Below are 19529 nucleotides of genomic sequence, written 5' to 3'. Positions count from 1 at the left end.
ATGACCCGCGCTACCGACCGTGCCCTGAGTCCTGCCGAAATGAACGCCTTCGGCCAGGAACTCGACGCGATCCGCGATCGTGTGATCGGCAGTCTCGGCGCGTCCGATACGCGCTATATCCGGCGCGTGGCCGCTGCCGTGCGCTGGTTCGGCGTCGGCGGCCGCAGCCTGCTGTTCCTGGCGGCGTTCTCGCCGCTGCTGTGGGCACCGCTGCTGTGGCCGGCCGCCATCGCTGGCACGCTCATGCTGGCGCTGTCGAAGATCCTGGAGAACATGGAGCTGGGCCACAACGTGATGCACGGCCAGTTCGACTGGACCGGCGACCCGAAGTTGAACGGCAACACCTACGAGTGGGACATCGTTGCCACCGCCGACAACTGGCGCAAGACCCACAACTTCCGCCACCACACCTATACCAACGTGCGCGGCATGGACGATGACATCGGCTACGGCCTGCTGCGCATCTTCCCGGAACAGCGCTGGAAGCCGTTCTATCTGCTGCAGCCGATCATCGCACCGATCTTCGCGCTGCTGTTCCAGTGGGGCGTGGCCGCCCAGGACCTGCGCCTGGGGCGCTGGCTGAAGGGCCGCATCAGCAGCCGCGCGATGTGGCTGCAGACCCGTCCGGTGGCGCGCAAGATGCTGCGCCAGGTGCTGAAGGATTACGTGCTGTTCCCGCTGCTGGCTGGCCCGTTCTTCCTGACCGTGATGCTGGGCAACCTGGTCGCCAACGGCCTGCGCAACATCTGGACCTACGTGATCATCTTCTGCGGCCACTTCACCGCTGAATCGGAGACGTTCCCCAAGGAGTGCCTGCGCAACGAATCACGTGGCCACTGGTACCTGCGCCAGCTGCGTGGCTCGTCGAACATCAGCGGTGGTTTCCTGATCAACGTGCTGTCGGGCAACCTCAGCCACCAGATCGAGCACCACTTCTATCCGGATCTGCCGGCCAACCGCTATGCGGCCATCGCCAAGGAAGTGAAGGAGATCTGCCTTCGCTACGGTCAGCACTACAACAACGGTTCGCTGCCACGGCAGTTCGGCCAGGTGGTGTGGCGCATCCTGCGGCATGCCTTCCCGAGCAAGCCGCGCCGCCTGCCGATGCCGGACATCATGACGGCGCCGGCACCGGCCAACGCGGGCTGATCGATGCGGCCGGCCTGTGCGGCCGGCTCAGCCCGCGCTCTCCTGCGGCGCCGGCTGTTCGCGCTTTAGCCGGCGCAGAAACACCTGCATTTCCTTCCGAGCCTGCTCATCGCCCTGGTGGCTGGCCACGCTCAGGCCCCGTTGCCATGCCTCGCGAGCCGCCTGCGGCTGGCCACCCGCCAGCCGGGCCTTGCCCAGCAGTTTCCACGCCGCCGAGTAATGCGGATCAAGTGCCACGCAGCGGCCCAGATGGGTCGCCGCGCGCGCCGGATCGCCGGCGTCGAGCCAACCCTTGCCCAGCCCGAAGCGCAGCAGCGCGCTGTCGTGGCCGTTGGCGAGCAGGTCCTCCAGTGCCTCGATGGTCATGTCTGTACCTCCCGCAGGGTGTCCAGCGGCCCCGGCAGGAAGCGGCCACGGTGGAACATCAGCGGCGCACCGCCGGTCTCATTGATCTCGATGATGCGGCCGGCCAGCAGCAGGTGATCACCCACCGGCCATTGCGCATGACGGGTGCAGGTCAGGTGCGCGACCGCGCCGGCGATGCGCGGCGGCGCGTCGTCTTCGTCTGGAAGCAGGGGTACGCCGTCGAAACGATTGCGCACCTGGGGATCGGCGAACGTGCGCGCCAGTGCTTCCTGGTCCGCGCCCAGCACGCTGATCGCGAAGCGCGTGGCGCGCTGGAAGGCCTGCAGGCTCTGTGCGTGCAGGGCCAGGTTCCACAGTACCAGCGGCGGCTGCAGCGACACCGGCACGAAGGAATTGATGGTCAGGCCCAGCGGTGTGCCCCGTGCGTCGCGGGTGCAGACGATGGCCACGCCGGTAAGGAAGTGGCCGAGCAGCCGCCGCAATGCACGCGGCGGCAGACTGACCGAGGGTACCGGAGCCGGGGCGGGGAAGACCCCTGCCCACGGCCCGGCGTAATGGGGAGTGCCGGCGCTCATGCGCCGCCCACCTGGCGGTAGCGGCGACCGACTTCGGCCCAGTCGATGATGTTGAAGAACGCCCCGATGTAGTCCGGACGGCGGTTCTGGTAATGCAGGTAATACGCGTGCTCCCACACATCCAGGCCGAGGATCGGCGTGTTGCCGGACAGGCCGGCCGCCGCGCCCATCAGCGGGCTGTCCTGGTTGGCGCTGCTTTCAACCCGCAGGCGGCCATCGCGATCACTGGTCAGCCAGGCCCAGCCGCTGCCGAAGCGGGTCAGCGCCGCCTTGCTGAAGGCATCCTTGAAGGCATCGAAGCCGCCGAGGTCACGGTCGATGGCCGCCGCCAGCACCTCATCGGGCGTGCCGCCGCGTGCGCTGAGCACGGTCCAGAACAGGCTGTGGTTGGCGTGGCCGCCACCGTTGTTCCGGACCGCGCCGCGCTGGGCCTCCGGCACGGCATCGAGGCGGGCGATCAGCGCCTCGACCGGCTGTTCGGCGAGGCCGGCCTGCTCGACCGCGGCATTGAGGTTGTTGACGTAGGTCTGGTGGTGCCTGCTGTGGTGGATCTCCATCGTCCGCGCATCGAAATGCGGTTCGAGGGCATCGTAGGCATAGGGGAGCGGGGGAAGCGAGTACGACATTGAAGCAGTCTCCGTAGCGAAGGCCAGCGGGCTGGCCGTGGGGAGACTGTTATCGCACCTCAACAATGGTTGAGGTCAACCCGCCTGCGCCTTCATCCACTCAACCCAGCCAACCCCTGCACGCCCCATCCACCTGATTGCCGCACGCCTGCTGCATCCGCTGCTGCAGCCGCGCCAGCGTCTGCGCGCCCTGGTGCTTGCCACTCCATGCCTTCAGCTGCCCGGCCAGGCGTTCGAAGCGCTGGCGGGTGCGCTGGTGGTAGCCCGACGGCTGTGCCTCCAGTTCGGCGATCAACGAGGCGGTCGCCTGCTCGATGCGCGGTGCATCGTCCGGCGCCAGCTTCAGCAGGCCTTCCACATACAGCACACCCCACTGCACGCGGGTCGCCGGGCCTTGCGCACCATCGTAGGCCCGTTTCAGCCACTCCAGCGCACCGGCAGTGTCGCCGCGCTGCTCGGCCAGTTCGGCCAGCTCAGGCATGTAGTAGTACGGCTGCTCGCTGCGCTTCAGCTCGGCCAGCAGCAGCGACTCCGCGCCGGCGTCGTCGCCGACCTGGCGCAGTGCGTAGACCGCGCTGCTGATCGTGGCCTGGCGTGCATGCGCATCGGTGGCGGCGGCATCGGCGGCGGCCACGCGCTGCTTGACCCGATCAACCAGAGTAGCGGGCAGTGCGCCCTTGGGCTGTTGCTGGCGGGCCAGCGACACTTCGGTCAGCGCACGCGACAACGCGTCGTCGGCGCGGTCGCCACGCTCGGCGTCTGCGCGCTCCAGTGCGACCAGCAGCTGCTGCCCCAGGGTGTTGCTGGTGGCCGGCCCGGTACTGGCCTGCTTGACCAGCTGTACGCCCGCATAGCCCAGCAGCTCGCGGTTGCGTCGCACCTCCGCGGGGTGCGCCAGAACAGCCTGCAGCAGCTCGCGCACTTCGGTGGGCGAGGCATCGGGCTTTTCGGCTGTTGCCAAGGCAAGCAGAGCGAAACGGCGCTGCAGCGCGGCCTCCGGTGCGGCCTTGGACAGCTGGCGCAGCACGTCCTGGCTGTTGCGTTCGCCGGCCAGGCGGTTGGCGTCGACTTCCCAACCGTAGTCGCCCAACACCTGCCAGTCTTCGGCGGCCAGTTGCTCCGGCGTCGTCAATGCGGTGGCCAGGGTGGCGGCAACGGCACTGCGGCGGCCTGCGGCCACGGTCAGTGCCCGGGTCAGTTCGGCGGCATCGTTGCCGCCGGCCACGCGGGTGATTTCGTTGCGTTGTGGGTCCATCACGATCAGGGTCGGATAGCCGCGCACGCCGAAGCGCTCGCCCCAGGCCTGCGCACCTTCCTCGTCGCCATCCAGGTAGACGGGAACGAATTTGCTGGTCAGCGCGATGAAGGCCGGGTCCTTGAACAGACCCGCCTTGAGCTGGTTGCACGGTGGGCACCAGACCGCACCCCAGTACAGCAGCACCGGCTTGCCGCTGTCGGCGGCTTCGGCGAAGGCGTCGTCGACGTCGCCCTGGCGCCAGGCGATGGCGGACGCCGGTGCGGGGGCCTCGGCGGAGTTGGCGGTGGAAACCGGGGCCGGGGCGCAGGCGCTCAGCGCCGAAGCCAGCAGCAACACGGAAAGCGCAACGCGCATCGGCAGCATCTCGAAGGGCAGGGTGACAGGCCATTGTAGGAATGACGGCAGAGGCTGCTGATTCAGTTTGCTCATGAAGGGTGCGCTGCAGGGCATGACGTCCGCCGCCCGCACCCTCTGCCGATACAGCACCCCATTGAACCCACCGGCTTGGCACGCACCTGCGGCAGGGCTCCACGCTAAGCTGACAGCATGAGCGATTTCAATTCTGCCTACGCTGCGCTGTTTGCAGAACAGGGCCTGAGCCTGGGACTGATGACGCCGGTGGCGGCGCACGGGTTGGCCGATCCGCATGAGGCGCGGCGTATCGCCCGGTTGGCCGATGACCTCGGCTTTGCCGCGCTGTGGACGCGCGACGTGCCCTTGATGGTGCCGCAGGGACCGGAGGCGACCGCGAGCGCGCTGGATGATCCCTTCCTGTGGCTGGGCATGCTGGCCGCCGCGACAGAGCGCATCGTGGTTGGCAGTGCGGCCATCGTGCTGCCATTGCGCCAGCCGCTGCAGGTGGCGAAGTCGGCCTTGAGCCTGGACCGCATCAGCGGCGGGCGTTTCGTGCTGGGCCTGGGTTCGGGTGATCGCCCGGAGGAATTCGCCGCGTTCGGCGAGGATCTGGAGGGCAGGGCCGCGACGTTCCGTGAGCGCTGGTCGTTGCTGCGGGCGGCGCTGTCGCCGCAGGCACACGAGCGGGCCGCCGTGCTGCAGGTGACCGGAGGCTTCGACGTGCTGCCTGCGCCGGCCGCGCGCATTCCGATGCTGGTGGTGGGGACCGCCAGGCAGAGCCTGCAGTGGATCGCCCGTGAGTCTGAAGGATGGGCCACCTATCACCGCGAGGAGGCTGCCCAGGAGGGACGCATCGGTCTGTGGCAGCAGGCGTTGGCGCAACAGGGCGCGGCGGGCAGACCGTTCGTGCAGTCGATGCTGCTGGACCTGCAGGCGGACCCGCAGGCACCCGCCGAGCCGTTGCCGCTTGGCCTGAAGGTCGGCCGCGATGGCCTGCGTGACTATCTGCTGCGCGTGCATGCGCAGGGCGTGGCGCATGTGATGTTCAATCTGGTCGACAACGGCCGGCCGGTGGAGGCCGTGCTGCGCGAGATCGGGGAGCGGGTGCTGCCGCATATCCCCCGGTAGCTGTGCTGCGCCCGCCGGGCATGGCCCGGCGCTACCGATGTGTGGGCATCTGCGATGCGGCGAGTGTGACCCGACGGTGTCCTGAACGTTCGCATCTGCGTATCATTCGCATCTTCTGTCCCTGCAGGAGCCCGATGTGACCCCAGGCAATCCAATGCACCCCGTCGGACGGCTGTTCGCCGTGGTTGCCTTCATCGAGGCCATCACCTGGGCCGGCCTGCTGGTGGGCATGTGGCTGAAGTACGGCCCGCAGGCCAACGTCGCCCTGGTCAAGGTGTTCGGGCCGCTGCATGGCGTGGCGTTCCTGGTGTACGTGGCCGTGACCCTGTTCTCCGCAGTGCGCCTGCGCTGGCCATGGTGGGCCAGCGCGCTGGCCCTGCTTGCTGCTGTCCCGCCGCTGGTCACGCTGCCGCTGGAGTGGTGGTTCCGCCGTCGCGGCCTGCTGTCGCCGCGTGTGACGCGCTGACACGGCTGTTGCGGGTCCATTCAATTGAATGGGTATCAAATGCAAATACGAGCCGTTATCATTTAAGGGTGATGCCGCTGCGTGACGTGGCGGCATCGGGCGGAGCGTCGTGCTGGCGTTCTGCCGTCCTTCCCTGTCACGGCTGGTGTTCCATGCACGCACGTCCCGTCGTTCCCGGTTTGCCGGCCCTGGTGTTGGCGGCCCTGATCGGCACCATGGCCATGATGTCTTTCGTCGCCGTGATCGGCCCGGTGGTCCGGCTGCTGGGCCTGTCCGAATGGCACGCGGGCCTGTCGGTGACGGCCGCCGGCGTGCTGTGGATGCTGGCGGCTCGCCGCTGGGGCCAACTCAGCGACCGCATCGGTCGCAAGCGCGTGCTGCTGCTGGCGATGGGCGCGTACACCGGCGTCTACCTCGCGCTCGCCATGTTCATCGATGTGGCCCTGCAGGTCACGCCGCCGGTGGTTGTGTCGGTGCTGGTGCTGGTGGGCGCGCGCGGGCTGATCGGGCTGTTCTATGCCGCGGTGCCACCGACGGCCGCAGCCTTGATCGCCGACCAGGCGCCGGCCGGCCAGCGCACGCAGTTTCTCGCCCGTCTGGGCAGTGCCAATGCACTGGGGATGGTGCTGGGCCCAGCGGCAGCAGGCTGGCTGGCCTACACGCATCTTTCGCTGGCGCTGTATGTGGCCGCGCTGTTGCCGCTGCTGGCGCTGGCACTGCTGGCGTGGCGTCTGCCTTCGACAGCGCCGGCAGCGGCGGCATCGTCAGCACGACGGACGCCCCTGCGCCGTCTGGACCGGCGCCTTCGGCTGCCCCAGCTGGCCGCGTTCCTAGCAATGGTGTCGGTGACCATCGCGCAGGTGACGGTCGGCTTCTTCGCGATCGATCGCCTCGGCCTGGCAGCGGCTGAAGGCGCGCGCATGGCCGGCATCGCACTGACCGCTGTGGGCGTCGGGCTGATCCTGGCGCAGGCACTGGTGATGAAGCTGGAGGTGCCACCGCGGCGCTGGATCGTGCTGGGTGCATTGATCGCCGGTATCGGCTTCGCCTCGGTAGCCGCCGTGCAGCAGTCCTGGCAGCTGCCGGCGGCCTATGCGCTGGCGGCATTCGGCATGGGCTTCGTGTTCCCGTCGTTCCAGGCGCTGGCCGCCGATGCGGTGCAGGCACACGAACAGGGTGCCGCCGCCGGAACGGTCGCTGCGGCACAGGGGCTGGGCATGGTGGTAGGGCCGATGCTCGGCACGCTGTTGTATCGGGGCGGGCCGAGCCTGCCGTATCTGCTGGTGGGTGTGCTGCTGCTGTTGCTGTGCGTGCTGGCGGCAACGCACCGGATGAAGGAGGCGACATGAACGATTCGCTCAGGGACGATGCATGGCAGGAGACGGCGCCGTTGCCGTTGCCGGCTGCGGATGACCCCACGCTGTTCCTGCTGCAGCATGCAGGGCAGCATGTGCATGCGCGTGGCTGTCGTGCGGCGCTTGCGTCCGGTCCGCTGGTGACGCTGGCCGGGCGCGTGGCTGCGTTCTTCGCGCAGCAGCGGGGCGGGCCGGGCCTGCTGGTCGGAGCGATTCCGTTCGAACCACGTGCCGACGATGCGCTGTACCAGCCCGAACGCGTGCTGCCTGCGTTGCCGGTGCAGCCGCAGGCTGCGCCTGCGCTGGAGGGGGTCGTGCAGGCCGAACCTTCGGCGGACGACTACGCCGCAGCGGTGGATAGGGCAGTGCAGGCCCTGCGTGATCCCCGACAGGACCTGCACAAGGTGGTACTGGCGCGCAGCCTGTTGGCACACACACGCCACGCCCTGACGCCCGATGTGCTGCTGGCGAGACTGGGAGCCGATCCGTCGGTGGCGACCTACGCGGTGCCACTGCCGGTGGAGGTGGGCCAGGCCCCGGCATGGCTGGTCGGAGCGACACCGGAGCTGCTGCTGCGCAAGCGCGGCGCGCAGGTGCTGTCGCACCCGCTGGCCGGCTCAGCCCGGCGCAGTGCGGATCCGGTGCAGGACGAGCGTGCCGCGCAGACCCTGCTGGCGTCGGCCAAGGATCACGACGAGCACCGTCATGTGGTCGAGGCCATCGTTGATGGCCTCTCTCCCTATTGCAGCCATATCGACGCGCAGGCGCGGCCGGTGCTGCATGCCACGGCCACCATGTGGCACCTGGGCACCCGCATCCATGCCACGTTGAAGGATCCACGGGTGCCGGCCGCCGCCCTGCTGGCGCAGCTGCATCCCACGCCCGCCGTATGCGGCACGCCGCAGCAGGCGGCGCTGCAGCGCATCCGCGAACTGGAGCCGGTTCCACGCGGTTTCTACGCCGGCGCCGTGGGGTGGCTGGACGCGCAGGGCGACGGCGACTGGTACGTCGCCATCCGCTGCGCACGACTGCAGGGCACGCAGCTGCGACTGTATGCGGGCGCCGGCATCGTCGCCGGGTCGGAGCCGCAGGCCGAAGTGGCCGAAACCGCAGCGAAGTTTGCTGCCCTGTTGAACGCGTTGGGCGTCAGTGAGCCCGCGCCCCCGACCGAGCCCCTCGCATGAGCCGATTTCCTTCCCGCCTGCCATTGCGGCAGGTATGGCCCGAAGACCGGGTCGCCCACTATCGCCGGATGGGGCATTGGCGCGGGGAGACCTTCCCGGCCTTCCTGCGCGAGCGCGCCGAACGCTACGCCGATGACATCGCGGTGGTGGCAGGTGATGTCCGACTGAGCTATGCGCAGCTGTGGCACGAGGCCGGGCGCATCGGCAGCGGCCTGCTGGCGCTGGGCCTGCAGCCCGGTGAACGGGTGCTGGTGCAGCTGGGCAACAGCGCCGGCTTCATCGCCACCGTCTGCGGCCTGTTCCGCGCCGGCCTGGTACCGGTGTACGCGTTGCCCGCGCACCGCATCACCGAGCTGGTGCACTTCGCCACGAAGGCCGAGGCCAGTGCCTTTGTCACCGCCGATGTGCACGAGGGTTTCGATCATCGCGGGCTGGCACGGGCACTGCAGGCGGAGGTGCCGGCCCTGCGCCACGTGGTGATCGACGGCGATGCGGAGGAGTTCGTCGGGCTGGCGAACCTGCAGGGCGACCGCAGCCAGCTGCCGGCCGACCCGGATCCGCAGTCGGTGGCGTTCCTGCAGCTGTCAGGTGGCAGCACCGGCCTGTCCAAGCTGATTCCGCGCACGCACGACGACTACATCTATTCGTTCCGTGCCAGCAACGCGATCTGCGGGATCGACCGCGACAGCGTGTATCTGGTCGCATTGCCGGCCGCGCATAATTTTCCGATGAGCTCGCCGGGCTTCTTCGGTGCGCTGTATGCCGGTGCCCGCGTGGTGCTCAGTCCGGGGCCGGGCCCGGATGTCGCGTTCCCGCTAATTGCACGCGAGAAGGTGACCTGCTGTGGGCTGGTGCCGCCGCTGGCCCTGCTGTGGGCGCAGGCAGCGGCATCGACGAAGCACGATCTGTCCAGCCTGCGGGTGCTGCAGGTGGGCGGCGCAAAACTGGTGCCGGAGGCCGCGCGGCGCGTCATCGATGGCCTGGGCTGCACGCTGCAGCAGGTGTTCGGCATGGCCGAAGGCCTGGTGAACTACACCCGCCTCGACGATCCCGAGGAACTGGTGGTGGCCTGCCAGGGACGTCCGATCAGCCCTGACGACGAAGTCCGTGTTGTCGACGACCACGATCAGCCGGTTGCCGAGGGCGAGATCGGACATCTGTTGACCCGCGGCCCGTACACCATCCGTGGGTACCACAACGATGCCGCGGCCAACGCGCGCTCGTTCACCGACGACGGCTTCTACCGCACCGGCGACCGCGTGCAGCAGCTGCCCGGGGGATATCTGGTGGTGCAGGGGCGTGCCGGGGACCACATCAACCGTGCCGGCGAGAAGATCTCCGCCGAGGAGATCGAAGACCATCTGCTGGCCCATCCGGGTGTGTTCGATGCGGCGGTGGTGTCCATTCCCGATGAGTACCTGGGCGAGCGCAGCTGCGCCTTCGTCATCCGCCAGGGCGAGCCGATCACGGCGCCGGCACTGAAGGCCTGGATGCGCGGGCGCGGGCTGGCGGCGTTCAAGGTGCCGGACCAGGTGGTGTTCGTGGACAGCTTCGATACAACGGCGGTCGGCAAGATCAGCCGCCGCGAACTGCGTGCGCAGCTGCGTGCGCGTCATCTGCAGCAGACAGGAGGAACGCGCTGATGGCGCTGCCCCGCATTGCTTCATATTCCCTGCCGACCGCCAGCGAGTTGCCACAGCCGCGCGGCCCCTGGCACCCGCAGCGCGAGCGGATCGCGTTGCTGGTGCACGACATGCAACGCTACTTCCTGGCAGCGTTCGACGCGGACAGCGAGCCGCTGCGCCCCGCCGTGGACAACGTCGCGCGCCTGCTGGCGCATTGCCGGGCGCAGGGAATTCCCGTGTTCTATACCGCCCAGCATGGCGATCAGGACCGGCGCGACCGCGGCCTGCAGGCCGACCTGTGGGGGCCCGGCATGCGCCGGAGTGACGAACATGAGCCGATCATCACCGCGCTGGCCCCGCAGCCGGGCGAGCACGTACTGGTCAAGCATCGCTACAGCGCGTTCCAGCGCAGCAACCTGGAGACGCTGATGCGCGCGCGCGGGCGCGACCAGCTGCTGGTGACCGGTGTGTATGCGCATATCGGCTGCACCGCGACCGTGGTCGAAGCCTTCCAGCGTGATATCGAGGCATTCATCGCCGCGGATGCGGTCGCCGACTTCTCGCGCGCCGATCATGAGCAGGCGCTGCACTGGATCGCACGGACCTGTGGCGTACCGATGACCACCGGCCAGCTGCTGGAGACACTGTGATGGATAGGACGGGCGATGTGCTTGACCTGGAACGGATGCGCGCGGACGTGGCGCGCGTGCTCGAATGCGAGCCGGCCGACATCGGCGATGACGACAACCTGATCGATCTCGACCTGGATTCGATGCGCATGCTCGGCCTCGTTCTTGCGTGGAGCAACACTGGCCTTCCGCTGGAGTTCTCGCAGCTGGCCGAGCACACCACGCTGCGCCAGTGGTGGCAGGTGGTGCAACGGCTGCAGGCCGCACAAGGCGCATGAACGGTGCAGCGCCAGCCTCACCGGTGGCATTGACCGAGGCCCAGGCGGGGCTGTGGTATGCCCAGCGCCTGGCTCCCGACAACCCTGCATTCAACACGGCCCATGCCGTATGGATCGACGGCGCGCTGGACGTGGCGGCGTTCACGGCCGCCGCCAACCAGGCGGCGGCAGAGGCGCAGGCGCTCGCACTGCGCTTCACGGAAGGCAGCGATGGCCAGCCGCTGCAATGGCATGAGCCGGCGCATGTACCGCTGCTGGCAGTCCATGATCTTTCCAGCGCTGCCGATCCGGTGGCCGACGCCAACGCCGCGATGCGGGCCGACCGGCTGAGCCCGGTCGATCCCACCCGCGACCGGATCAGCCAGCAGGTGCTCTACGCACTGGGAGGCCAGCGCTGGGTCTGGTACCTGCGCGTTCACCATCTCGCCGCTGATGGCTATGGCATGGCACTGTTCAGCGATCGTGTCTGCGCGCTGTACGCCGGGCGCGGCGGCGATGCGCTGCCGCCCCTGGCCGGTGTACTGGCCGACGATGCGGCATACCGCATCGATCCGCGTCGCGAGATGGCCGGCGCCTGGTGGCGCGACCACCTGCGGGACGCGCCGGCCGCCGCTGGTCTGGCCGGCATCGCCGCCGCCAGTGATGACGCGCTGCGCTGGGTGCAGCCGCTGGATGCCGCCTTCCGTGAAGAGCTGCTGCAGGCATCGGTGCGCTGGCTGCAGCCGTGGCCGGATGTGCTGGCCGCACTTGCGGCAGAGTACCTGCGGCGGATGAGTGCGGCCGAGGAAGTGGTGCTGGGGGTGCCCTGCATGGGGCGCCTGGGAAACGCGTCGGCGCGCGTGCCCGCGATGGTGATGAACGTGCTGCCGCTGCGCGTGGCCGCTGCCGAGGGCAGTGTCGAAAGCTACACCCGTGGCATCGGCCGGCAGTTGAGCCAGAGCCGCAGGCATGGCCGGTATCGCGGCGAACAGCTGCGGCGCGATCTGGGACTGGTCGGTGCGCAGCAGCGCCTGCATGGCCCGCTGGTGAACATACAGCCGTTCTACAGGCCGCTGGCGCTGCCCGGCGTGCAGGCCACGCTGCAGGTGCTGTGCACCGGGCCGGTGGAGGATCTGGTGCTGGGCTTCCGCGGTGATGGCCAGGCGCTGCTGGATCTGGAGATCGAGGCGAACCCCGCCCTGTACAGCGACGCCGACGTGCAGGCGCATGCGCAACGGCTGCTGCATTTCGTGTCGGCGGCGCTGGATGCCGACGACATTGCCAGCGTGCCACTGGCCACCGCGGCAGAGGTCACGCAGGTGGTTCACCGCTTCAACGCGACCACCCATCCATTGCCTGAAACCACACTGGTGGAACTGTTGCAGCAGGGCATGGATCGCGACCCTCAGGCAACGGCGCTGGTCTGCGGCGACGCCACGCTTGAGCATGCCGCGCTGGAGGCACGCAGCTTCGCACTGGCCGCACAGCTGCGCGCGTTGGGGGTGGGGCCGGGCAGTGTGGTGGCGGTCGCGCTGCCGCGCTCGATGGAGCTGGTCATCGCGCTGGTGGCCGTGCTGCGTGCCGGCGCCGCCTATCTTCCGCTGGATCCTGCACATCCCGACGAGCGCCTGGCGCGCATCCTGCGCTCGGCGCGTCCGGCCTGCGTGCTGGCCGACAGCACGATGGCGCACCGGACCGCAGGCGTGCCGGTGCTGCCGCCCGATCAATGGATGGCACAGGGGTCTGCCGCGCCCTGGCCGGACCCGGCGCCGGATGATGCAGCCTATGTGATCTACACCTCAGGCTCGACCGGCGAACCCAAGGGCGTGGTCATCGAGCATCGCGCCATCGTCAACCGCCTGCTGTGGATGCGCGAGCACTACGGCTTCGGCGCAGACGACCGCGTGCTGCAGAAGACGCCCGCCACGTTCGACGTGTCGGTCTGGGAGTTCTTCCTGCCGCTGCTGTGCGGCGCCACGCTGGTTCTCGCGGGTCCGGATGCGCATCGTGATCCCACCGAGCTGGGCCGGTTGATCCGCGCGCAGGGCATCACCACCGCCCACTTCGTCCCGTCGATGCTGGACGCCTTCCTCGCGGCGCCGGCCTCGCAGGGCCTGCAGCTGCGCCGGGTGTTCACCAGCGGCGAAGCGCTCGACGCCTCGCTCCGCGACCGCTTCCATGCCCGCATCGACGCGCAGCTGCACAACCTGTACGGGCCTACCGAAGCCGCGGTGGATGTCAGTTACTGGCCAGCCCCGGCAGGCGATCGCTCACGCCCGGTGCCGATCGGCTTCCCGGTCTGGAACACCCGCCTGTATGTGCTCGATGCACGCATGCAGCCTTTGCCGGTGGGCGTGGCGGGCGAGCTCTACCTCGGCGGCGTGCAGCTGGCACGAGGCTACCTGGGCCGCGACGATCTCACCGCCGGACGTTTCCTGGGCGATCCCTTCCTCGCGGGCGAGCGCATCTACCGCACCGGGGACGTTGCACGTTGGCGCAGCGACGGAGCGGTCGAGTATCTGGGCCGCAGCGACCATCAGGTGAAGCTGCGCGGTCTGCGCATCGAGCTGGGGGAGATCGAGGCGGCGCTGCGGGAACTGCCCGGCATGGAGCGCGTGGACGTGCTGCTGCGCCACGACCTTCCCGGTGAGCCGCGGCTGGTCGCCTACGTGCCAGCGGCAATGGCCGACGCCGCTGCCCTGCGCGCGCACCTGGCGGCGCGCGTGCCGGACTACATGGTGCCGTCGGCGTTTGTCGGGGTCGATCACTGGCCGGTGACCACCAACGGAAAGCTGGATCGCAGCGCGCTTCCGAAACCTCCGCAGGTCGGGATGACCGGTGTCGCACCGCGCACGCCACTGGAACATGCGCTGGCCGCCTTGTTCGCACAGGCACTGGGCCGTGAGCAGGCCGTTGCGGTCGATGCGGACTTCTTCAGCCTTGGGGGCGACTCGCTTTCGGCCGTGCACCTGCTGCTGGCCATCGAACAGCGCTGGCGCTGCGAGCTGGGCCTCGGCGTTCTGTTCGCGGAGCCGACGGTGGCGGCGCTGGCCCGGCGTATCGCCGAACCCCCGATGCTGGCCGATCATGCCTTGGGCCCGGTCATCGCGTTGGCCACGACCGATGGGACTGAACCCCCGCCGCTATTCGTGCTGCACCCGGCAGGCGGCATTGCCTGGAATTACCGCGCGCTGGCGCGTGCGCTGCAACCGGCGCGGGCCGTGTACGGGCTGCAGTCGCCGGCGCTGGACGCCGCGCAGCCGCTGCCGGCCAGCATCGAGGCGATGGCCAACGAGTACGTGCAGCGTGTAGTGACCCTGCAGCCGCGCGGGCCGGTGCACCTGCTCGGCTGGTCGGTGGGGGGGATCATCGCCCAGGCGATGGCCGTGCGCCTGCACGAGATCGGTCGCAAGGTCGGCGAGCTGGTCCTGCTCGACGCCTATCCCAGTGAGTGCTGGCGGGCCGAGCCGGAGCCGGATCCGATCGCCGCACTGCGGGCGTTGCTGGCCATCGCCGGCCACGATCCCGACGCACACCCGGAGCTGGACAGCCGCGAGCGCATTCTGGCCTTCCTGCGTCGAGGTGGCAGTGCGCTGGGCGGCCTGCCCGACGTGGTGCTGGACGGCGTGGTGCGCGCGGTCACCGGAACCAACCGCCTGATCCGCGAGCACCACCACCGGCCATTCGACGGCACCCTGGTGCATGTGCGCGCAGGGCGGGACCACCAGGCACGACCACAGCTGCAGTCGGCGCTGTGGAAGGCGCATGCGCGCACGGTGCAGGCGCTCGAACTGCCGTTCCTGCATGCCGAACTGACCGGTCGTGATGCGGTGGCGCGGCTCGCGCCATGGCTGTCCGCGCGACTGCGGCATTGGGATGAACAACAGGAGATCGCAACATGCAGTTGACCGGTTTTGAGGGTCGCGTGGCGCTGGTGACCGGCGCAGCCGGGGGAATCGGCACCGCGCTGGTGAAACTGCTGGTCGCCGCCGGCTGCCAGGTGGTGGCCACCGACCGCGAGTCGCCCGCGATCGTGGGCGAGCGCGTCCATGCCTGTGCGCTGGATGTCAGCGAAAGCGCAGCGGTCGATGCGCTCATCGACCAGGTAGAGGCGAAGATCGGACCGATCGCCCTGGCGGCCAGTGTGGCCGGCGTGCTGCAGGTCGGCGCGGTGACGGATACCTGTGATGCCGATTGGCGCCGTGTTTTCTCGGTCAACGCTGACGGTGTGTTCCATCTCGGCCGCGCACTGGCGCGGGTGATGTCACCGCGCAGACAGGGCGCCATCGTCACCGTCAGCTCGAACGCCGCAGGCGTGCCGCGTCACGGCATGGCGGCCTACGCTGCCTCGAAGGCGGCAGCGACCATGTTCACCCGTTGCCTGGGCCTGGAGCTGGCGCCACTGGGCATCCGCTGCAACATCGTCGCACCCGGTTCGACGCTGACCGCCATGCAGACCGGCATGTGGGAAGACGCGTACGGTGCCGAGCGGGTGATTGCCGGCAACCTCGACACCTACAAGGCGGGCATTCCCCTGCGCAAGCTGGCTACGCCGGAGGACGTTGCCCAGTCGGTGATGTTCCTGCTGTCCGAGCAGGCCGGGCATGTGGCGATGAGTGACCTGTACGTCGACGGCGGCGCCACGCTGCGCGGCTGACCCCCTGATGCAGGGCCGGGCCTCAACCGGGGTTGCGGGGCTTGCGCGCGCGCTTCGGTTTCGCCGCATCACCGCCGCTGGCCGCACCGTCCTGCAGCGCCTGCAACCACGACAGGGTATCGACGTAATCGATGAAGTGGCGCAGATAGCCGGGGCTGGCGGCCTGCATCGAATCGAGCATGCGCTGCACCAGCACGGCAGAGTTCAGCGGGCCGCCGTCGGCGGGGGCCTCGGTGCGCAGCGAACGGCGCACCTGCAGTTCACTGCGCAGCTCCGACCACTCGTGCTGCACCTGTTGCAGCATCGGCACCTGCGGGTAGTCCGCCAATGAGCGCGACCCCGCATCGAGATCGCGCACCAGTGCACGCAGCCCCTCCAGCGCTGGCAGCTTATCTGCCATCCGGTGCCCTGGGCCTGGGAATCGGCGCGATCTCCACGCGGCGGTTGCGCGCGCGGCCATCTTCGCTGGCATTGGAGCTGACCGGCTGCTCGCTGCCGAAGGCGGCGGCGAACACCGCATCGGCCGGTACGCCATCGGCGATCAGGGTACGGGTCACCGTCAGCGAACGCTGCGCGGACAGTTCCCAGTTGTCGGCGAAACGACGGTTGCCTTCGCGCACCGGCGCATCATCGGTGAAGCCGCTGACCATCAGGATCTCTTCGCGGCTGCCCAGGTAGGCAGCCAGCGGTGCGGCCAGGCTGCGCAGCAGCTCCTGGCCCTCCGGCTGCAGCTGGTCTGAATTGAGGGCGAACAGCACACTGCCGCTGATGCCGATGCGGCCATCGACCAGCGTCACCCGGCCCGCCGCCAGCGGGCCGGCCAGTGCCTGCTCCAGCGTCTGCAGGCGCTTGGCTTCGGCCTGGCGCTGCCTGACTTCATCCTCCAGCCGCTGCGAGAGTTCCAGCTGGACCGCTACCACGCCGACCAGGATCAGCACGAACGCGCCGAGCAGTACCGACATCAGGTCGCCGAATGCCGCCCAGATCGGCGCGTGCGAACCGCCGTCGACCTCCAGCTCGTCGCTCATGCGGTGCCGGCCTTGCCGCGGCGCGCGGCCAACTGTTGCAGCTCCTCCATCACCTGTTTCTGCGACAGCAGGCTCAGGTCGACCACCTCGCGCGCCTGCGCCACGTAATAGGCCAGCTGCTCGTCGCTGCGGGCCAGCGAGGCATCCAGCGCGCCACCGATCTGTTCCAGCCGGCCCGACAGCTCGGCCGATGCGGCGCCGAACTGGGCCACGGCGTCGCCGAAGGCGCCGGCAAGGTGGCCGACTTCAGTGGCGCTGCCATCGAGCAGTGCAGCGATGCCGTCGAGCTTGCCGGTTTCGGCCGCGATGTGGTCGGTGAAGCGGTTGCCGACGCGCTCCAGCAGTTCCGCCGAGCCGCCCACCAGTGCATCGACCGCGCTGCGTTGTTCATGCGAGGCATGGTTGATCGCATCCAGCAGGGTCTGCACCGTCGCCAGCAGGCGGCCGCGCTCCTCCAGCATCGCGTTGTCGCGCACCAGACTCTCGGAGAGCGTGCTGCGCAGCTCGTTGATGACGTCGGCAGCGGCCTTCGGTGCGGCGGCAGCCGTCTGCAGCAGGGTCGAGACTTCCGCGAGCGTGGCGCTGGCCTGGGCACGGCCGTTCTCGCCGATCTGCTGCGCGGTCTCCGCCAGCGTGTCGCAGATCTGCTGCTGCTGCGCAGCCAGGCGTTCTCCATTGGCGTGCAGGCGTTCGGCCAGATCGTTCGACAGGGTGTGCAGCGCGTCGCTCCAGCGTTGCAGGCGCTGTTCGTCACCGGCCTGCAGTTGTGCCTGCAGCGCGGCGTGGGCCTGTTGCAGATGGGTGCTGGCGGCCTCCCAGCGCGCCTGGCGCTGCTGCTCGTGGTCCTGCAGCAGCGACTGGCTGGCTGCATGACGTTCTTCAAGCGCGTGAAGCAGCGACTGGGCCCGTTCGTCCAGATGCTGGCTGACCGCCTCCAGTGCCTGCTGCTGGCGCTCGACCAGCGTGGTGTTGAGCGCATGCTGCTGGTCGGCCGCAGTGCGCCACGCGTCGGTCTGGCGGTCGGCATCCGCCTGCAGCCGTTCGCCGATGCGTGCCACCACTGCTTCGCCGTGTGCACCCTGGGCATCGCTGAAGGCCTGCAGATGCTGGCGAAGGTCGGTCACCAGCGCCTGCTGTGCCTGGGCCTGTTCGGCCATCACCCGCGTCCAGCTGGCTTCAGTCGATACGCGGCTGCGCTCGAAGCCGTCCGCCAGCCCGGCCAGCTGCTGCTGCACCGCCTGTTCAACGCGCGCATGCAGGGCCTGGCCGTGGCTGGCCAGGCCAGCCAGCGTGGTTTCCGCCATCGGCTGCAGGGCACCGCCGATGGCCGCTGCGCTGGCTTCGGCGCCTTCGCGCAGCGATTGCTGGAGGGAGGCCGCCAGGCGCTCCTGCAGCGCCTGGCTCTGGCTGAGGAACTCGGCCTGGCCGGCCAGCAGCCGTTCGTTGGCCGCCAGGCTGTGCTGCTCGAAGGCACCGGTCATCGCCTGCAGGCGGTCGACCAGGGCCGGCAGCGCTGCGGACTGCGCCTGCAGCAGTCGCAGGGATTCGGCGCGTTGCCACGCCTGCGAATACGGGTGCAGCGGGCCGGAGATGGCACGGTCGAGCTGCTGCACGGCCTGCAGGCGATCCCGGCGCAACAGCGCCGAAAGCAGCCCCAGCATGGCCGAACTGGCGACACCGGCAATCGACGTACCGAAGGCGACGGCCAGGCCCTGTACCGGGGATGCCAGCGAGCCGCGGATGGCGGCCATGTCGGTGGCGCTCTGCAGGGCGAGGCCGGTGCCGCGCAGGGTGTCCATCATGCCCAGCAGGGTGCCGAGCATGCCCAGCAGCACCAGCAGGCCGACCAGGTACGGTGTCAGGACCGGGCCGGGCAGGGCGGTGCGCTCACCTTCCACGCGCAGGCGCACGGCATTGCGCAGGCTTGCCGGCACGCGCTCCAGCCAGGGTGCCAGGCGCTCCTCGGCGGCGGACAGATCGCCCAGGGCATCGCGCAGGCCCGCGCTGGCCTGGCGATAGCGGTACAGCTCCACACCACCGGCGATGTAGCAGGCGGCAATGACCGCCGCGACCGCTGCACCCAACGGGTGCACCGAAACGTAGCCGATGCCGATCCAGCACACGGCCAGCAGGCCGACAAGGAAGACAACGACAGGGAAAGCAGTTCTGGACATGGTGTTCCGGGTCAGTGGGAGCGCAGGGCTGCCAGCAGCCCCTCGATCGGGTGGAAGCGCAGCTGCAGCTCGGCAAGCAGCAGCGAGCGCATGTCATGGCGGAATGCGGTGCGCCAGCCAGGCTGGCCATGCACGCGGTCGAAGCGGGTGCCCAGCACTGACGGGGCGATGGCCAGCAGGCTGTGCTCGCGCGGGCTGAGGGTCTGCTCCATCACGGCGTCGATCTCGGCCAGCCGCGCCAAATCGGGCGAGGCCCGCAGCAACTGGTCACGGAGGCGTCCGCGCAGGCGTCCGGTCGCGGTCTGGATGGCCTGCTGCAGCACCCGGTAGCGCTGCCGCAACGAGGCAAAGGTGGGTGTGGCGGCCGCCTCGGCCAGATCGAGCAGGCGCTCGGCTTCGGCGTCGTCACGAATCGACGCCAGCAGGCTGGCATGGGCCTGCTCGCAGTCGGCCAGCAGGTCGTCCATCGCCTCGCCCGCGTCCGCCGCTGCAGGCACGCGTCCGCCCAGTGCCGTCGACAGCGCGACAGCACGGCTCCAGTCCACCCACTGACCGAGGCGATCGGTCAGGACGGGACTGGTGGCCGGCATCGCGCCGTCGCTGAGACGGGCGAGCAGGCGAAGGAAATCCGGTCCACCCAGGACCGTCTGCGCTGCGTTCGCCATCAAGGGGTGAGGGGCCAAAAACCGTTGATTTTA

Annotated in this window: 18 protein-coding genes; 10 read left to right on the top strand and 8 right to left on the bottom strand. The window is 69.3% G+C overall.

The features are described 5' to 3' along the window. The gene (locus tag ACX9OW_RS06255; protein WP_053517809.1) at window positions 1-1149 is read left to right on the top strand and encodes a fatty acid desaturase family protein; all 1149 of its coding nucleotides are present in this window, start codon (window positions 1-3) and stop codon (window positions 1147-1149) included. Between the two features lie 27 nt (window positions 1150-1176). Here the strand turns inward: ACX9OW_RS06255 and ACX9OW_RS06250 are convergent, their stop codons facing one another. The 4 genes from ACX9OW_RS06250 to ACX9OW_RS06235 all read right to left on the bottom strand — a co-directional run bounded on the left by ACX9OW_RS06250 (window position 1177) and on the right by ACX9OW_RS06235 (window position 4337). Further along, on the bottom strand, window positions 1177-1515 hold the full coding sequence (locus ACX9OW_RS06250) for a tetratricopeptide repeat protein (protein ID WP_459062077.1): 339 nt from the start codon (window positions 1513-1515) through the stop codon (window positions 1177-1179). Beyond that, window positions 1512-2090 carry a flavin reductase family protein gene (locus ACX9OW_RS06245; RefSeq protein WP_459062076.1) on the bottom strand — a complete coding sequence of 193 codons (579 nt, stop codon included), beginning with the start codon at window positions 2088-2090 and terminating at the stop codon, window positions 1512-1514. The genes ACX9OW_RS06250 and ACX9OW_RS06245 overlap by 4 nt, the downstream gene beginning before the upstream one ends. Further along, complete coding sequence (locus tag ACX9OW_RS06240) at window positions 2087-2716, bottom strand: superoxide dismutase (protein ID WP_459062075.1); 630 nt, start codon at window positions 2714-2716, stop codon at window positions 2087-2089. Before ACX9OW_RS06240 ends, ACX9OW_RS06245 begins: the two co-directional genes overlap by 4 nt. Before the next feature lie 100 nt (window positions 2717-2816). Continuing rightward, complete coding sequence (locus tag ACX9OW_RS06235) at window positions 2817-4337, bottom strand: thioredoxin family protein (RefSeq protein WP_459062466.1); 1521 nt, start codon at window positions 4335-4337, stop codon at window positions 2817-2819. A 183-nt stretch (window positions 4338-4520) separates the two neighbouring features. Between ACX9OW_RS06235 and ACX9OW_RS06230 the strand changes: the two genes are divergently transcribed. The 9 genes from ACX9OW_RS06230 (at window position 4521) to ACX9OW_RS06190 (ending at window position 15629) form a co-directional block, all read left to right on the top strand. Continuing rightward, a complete protein-coding gene (locus ACX9OW_RS06230; RefSeq protein WP_164152566.1) occupies window positions 4521-5456 on the top strand; it encodes a TIGR03571 family LLM class oxidoreductase in 936 nt (311 codons plus the stop codon). Between the two features lie 154 nt (window positions 5457-5610). Continuing rightward, on the top strand, window positions 5611-5922 hold the full coding sequence (locus tag ACX9OW_RS06225) for a DUF3817 domain-containing protein (RefSeq protein WP_164152567.1): 312 nt from the start codon (window positions 5611-5613) through the stop codon (window positions 5920-5922). A 152-nt stretch (window positions 5923-6074) separates the two neighbouring features. Then, window positions 6075-7271, top strand: coding sequence for an MFS transporter (locus tag ACX9OW_RS06220; RefSeq protein ID WP_164152569.1), 1197 nt, complete (start codon window positions 6075-6077; stop codon window positions 7269-7271). Then, entirely contained in the window at window positions 7268-8461 is a 1194-nt protein-coding gene (locus ACX9OW_RS06215; RefSeq protein ID WP_459062074.1) for an isochorismate synthase, read from the top strand. Before ACX9OW_RS06220 ends, ACX9OW_RS06215 begins: the two co-directional genes overlap by 4 nt. After that, window positions 8458-10104, top strand: a complete 1647-nt coding sequence (locus ACX9OW_RS06210; protein ID WP_459062073.1) for a (2,3-dihydroxybenzoyl)adenylate synthase — start codon at window positions 8458-8460, stop codon at window positions 10102-10104. Before ACX9OW_RS06215 ends, ACX9OW_RS06210 begins: the two co-directional genes overlap by 4 nt. Next, window positions 10104-10736 (top strand): isochorismatase family protein, encoded by a 633-nt coding sequence (locus ACX9OW_RS06205; RefSeq protein ID WP_180875289.1) that lies wholly within the window; start codon window positions 10104-10106, stop codon window positions 10734-10736. Before ACX9OW_RS06210 ends, ACX9OW_RS06205 begins: the two co-directional genes overlap by 1 nt. After that, a complete protein-coding gene (locus tag ACX9OW_RS06200; RefSeq protein WP_053517795.1) occupies window positions 10736-10993 on the top strand; it encodes a phosphopantetheine-binding protein in 258 nt (85 codons plus the stop codon). Before ACX9OW_RS06205 ends, ACX9OW_RS06200 begins: the two co-directional genes overlap by 1 nt. After that, window positions 10990-14880 (top strand): amino acid adenylation domain-containing protein, encoded by a 3891-nt coding sequence (locus tag ACX9OW_RS06195; RefSeq protein WP_459062072.1) that lies wholly within the window; start codon window positions 10990-10992, stop codon window positions 14878-14880. The genes ACX9OW_RS06200 and ACX9OW_RS06195 overlap by 4 nt, the downstream gene beginning before the upstream one ends. Continuing rightward, on the top strand, window positions 14871-15629 hold the full coding sequence (locus tag ACX9OW_RS06190) for a 2,3-dihydro-2,3-dihydroxybenzoate dehydrogenase (RefSeq protein ID WP_459062071.1): 759 nt from the start codon (window positions 14871-14873) through the stop codon (window positions 15627-15629). The genes ACX9OW_RS06195 and ACX9OW_RS06190 overlap by 10 nt, the downstream gene beginning before the upstream one ends. Before the next feature lie 22 nt (window positions 15630-15651). Here ACX9OW_RS06190 and ACX9OW_RS06185 read toward each other — a convergent pair whose 3' ends face one another. From ACX9OW_RS06185 to ACX9OW_RS06170, 4 genes are read right to left on the bottom strand one after another with little or no spacing between them, the layout of a single operon-like run. Then, window positions 15652-16029, bottom strand: coding sequence for a DUF2894 domain-containing protein (locus ACX9OW_RS06185; RefSeq protein ID WP_065182919.1), 378 nt, complete (start codon window positions 16027-16029; stop codon window positions 15652-15654). Continuing rightward, complete coding sequence (locus ACX9OW_RS06180) at window positions 16019-16657, bottom strand: OmpA family protein (RefSeq protein ID WP_053517790.1); 639 nt, start codon at window positions 16655-16657, stop codon at window positions 16019-16021. Before ACX9OW_RS06180 ends, ACX9OW_RS06185 begins: the two co-directional genes overlap by 11 nt. Beyond that, entirely contained in the window at window positions 16654-18831 is a 2178-nt protein-coding gene (locus ACX9OW_RS06175; protein ID WP_053517789.1) for a DUF802 domain-containing protein, read from the bottom strand. Before ACX9OW_RS06175 ends, ACX9OW_RS06180 begins: the two co-directional genes overlap by 4 nt. 11 nt (window positions 18832-18842) lie before the next feature. Then, a complete protein-coding gene (locus ACX9OW_RS06170) occupies window positions 18843-19496 on the bottom strand; it encodes a DUF3348 family protein (RefSeq protein ID WP_445394392.1) in 654 nt (217 codons plus the stop codon). Window positions 19497-19529: the final 33 nt, after the last annotated feature.

This window comes from Stenotrophomonas genospecies 5 (genome assembly GCF_054473825.1).
This window is presented reverse-complemented; position numbering and strand designations above follow the sequence as displayed.

Excerpts from the sequence above, each read along its gene's own strand:
- ACX9OW_RS06255 (WP_053517809.1), top strand. The coding sequence starts at position 1 with ATGACCCGCGCTACCGACCGTGCCCTGAGTCCTGCCGAAATGAACGCC.
- ACX9OW_RS06250 (WP_459062077.1), bottom strand. The coding sequence starts at position 1,515 with ATGACCATCGAGGCACTGGAGGACCTGCTCGCCAACGGCCACGACAGC.
- ACX9OW_RS06245 (WP_459062076.1), bottom strand. The coding sequence starts at position 2,090 with ATGAGCGCCGGCACTCCCCATTACGCCGGGCCGTGGGCAGGGGTCTTC.
- ACX9OW_RS06240 (WP_459062075.1), bottom strand. The coding sequence starts at position 2,716 with ATGTCGTACTCGCTTCCCCCGCTCCCCTATGCCTACGATGCCCTCGAA.
- ACX9OW_RS06235 (WP_459062466.1), bottom strand. The coding sequence starts at position 4,337 with ATGCTGCCGATGCGCGTTGCGCTTTCCGTGTTGCTGCTGGCTTCGGCG.
- ACX9OW_RS06230 (WP_164152566.1), top strand. The coding sequence starts at position 4,521 with ATGAGCGATTTCAATTCTGCCTACGCTGCGCTGTTTGCAGAACAGGGC.
- ACX9OW_RS06225 (WP_164152567.1), top strand. The coding sequence starts at position 5,611 with ATGCACCCCGTCGGACGGCTGTTCGCCGTGGTTGCCTTCATCGAGGCC.
- ACX9OW_RS06220 (WP_164152569.1), top strand. The coding sequence starts at position 6,075 with ATGCACGCACGTCCCGTCGTTCCCGGTTTGCCGGCCCTGGTGTTGGCG.
- ACX9OW_RS06215 (WP_459062074.1), top strand. The coding sequence starts at position 7,268 with ATGAACGATTCGCTCAGGGACGATGCATGGCAGGAGACGGCGCCGTTG.
- ACX9OW_RS06210 (WP_459062073.1), top strand. The coding sequence starts at position 8,458 with ATGAGCCGATTTCCTTCCCGCCTGCCATTGCGGCAGGTATGGCCCGAA.
- ACX9OW_RS06205 (WP_180875289.1), top strand. The coding sequence starts at position 10,104 with ATGGCGCTGCCCCGCATTGCTTCATATTCCCTGCCGACCGCCAGCGAG.
- ACX9OW_RS06200 (WP_053517795.1), top strand. The coding sequence starts at position 10,736 with ATGGATAGGACGGGCGATGTGCTTGACCTGGAACGGATGCGCGCGGAC.
- ACX9OW_RS06195 (WP_459062072.1), top strand. The coding sequence starts at position 10,990 with ATGAACGGTGCAGCGCCAGCCTCACCGGTGGCATTGACCGAGGCCCAG.
- ACX9OW_RS06190 (WP_459062071.1), top strand. The coding sequence starts at position 14,871 with ATGCAGTTGACCGGTTTTGAGGGTCGCGTGGCGCTGGTGACCGGCGCA.
- ACX9OW_RS06185 (WP_065182919.1), bottom strand. The coding sequence starts at position 16,029 with ATGGCAGATAAGCTGCCAGCGCTGGAGGGGCTGCGTGCACTGGTGCGC.
- ACX9OW_RS06180 (WP_053517790.1), bottom strand. The coding sequence starts at position 16,657 with ATGAGCGACGAGCTGGAGGTCGACGGCGGTTCGCACGCGCCGATCTGG.
- ACX9OW_RS06175 (WP_053517789.1), bottom strand. The coding sequence starts at position 18,831 with ATGTCCAGAACTGCTTTCCCTGTCGTTGTCTTCCTTGTCGGCCTGCTG.
- ACX9OW_RS06170 (WP_445394392.1), bottom strand. The coding sequence starts at position 19,496 with ATGGCGAACGCAGCGCAGACGGTCCTGGGTGGACCGGATTTCCTTCGC.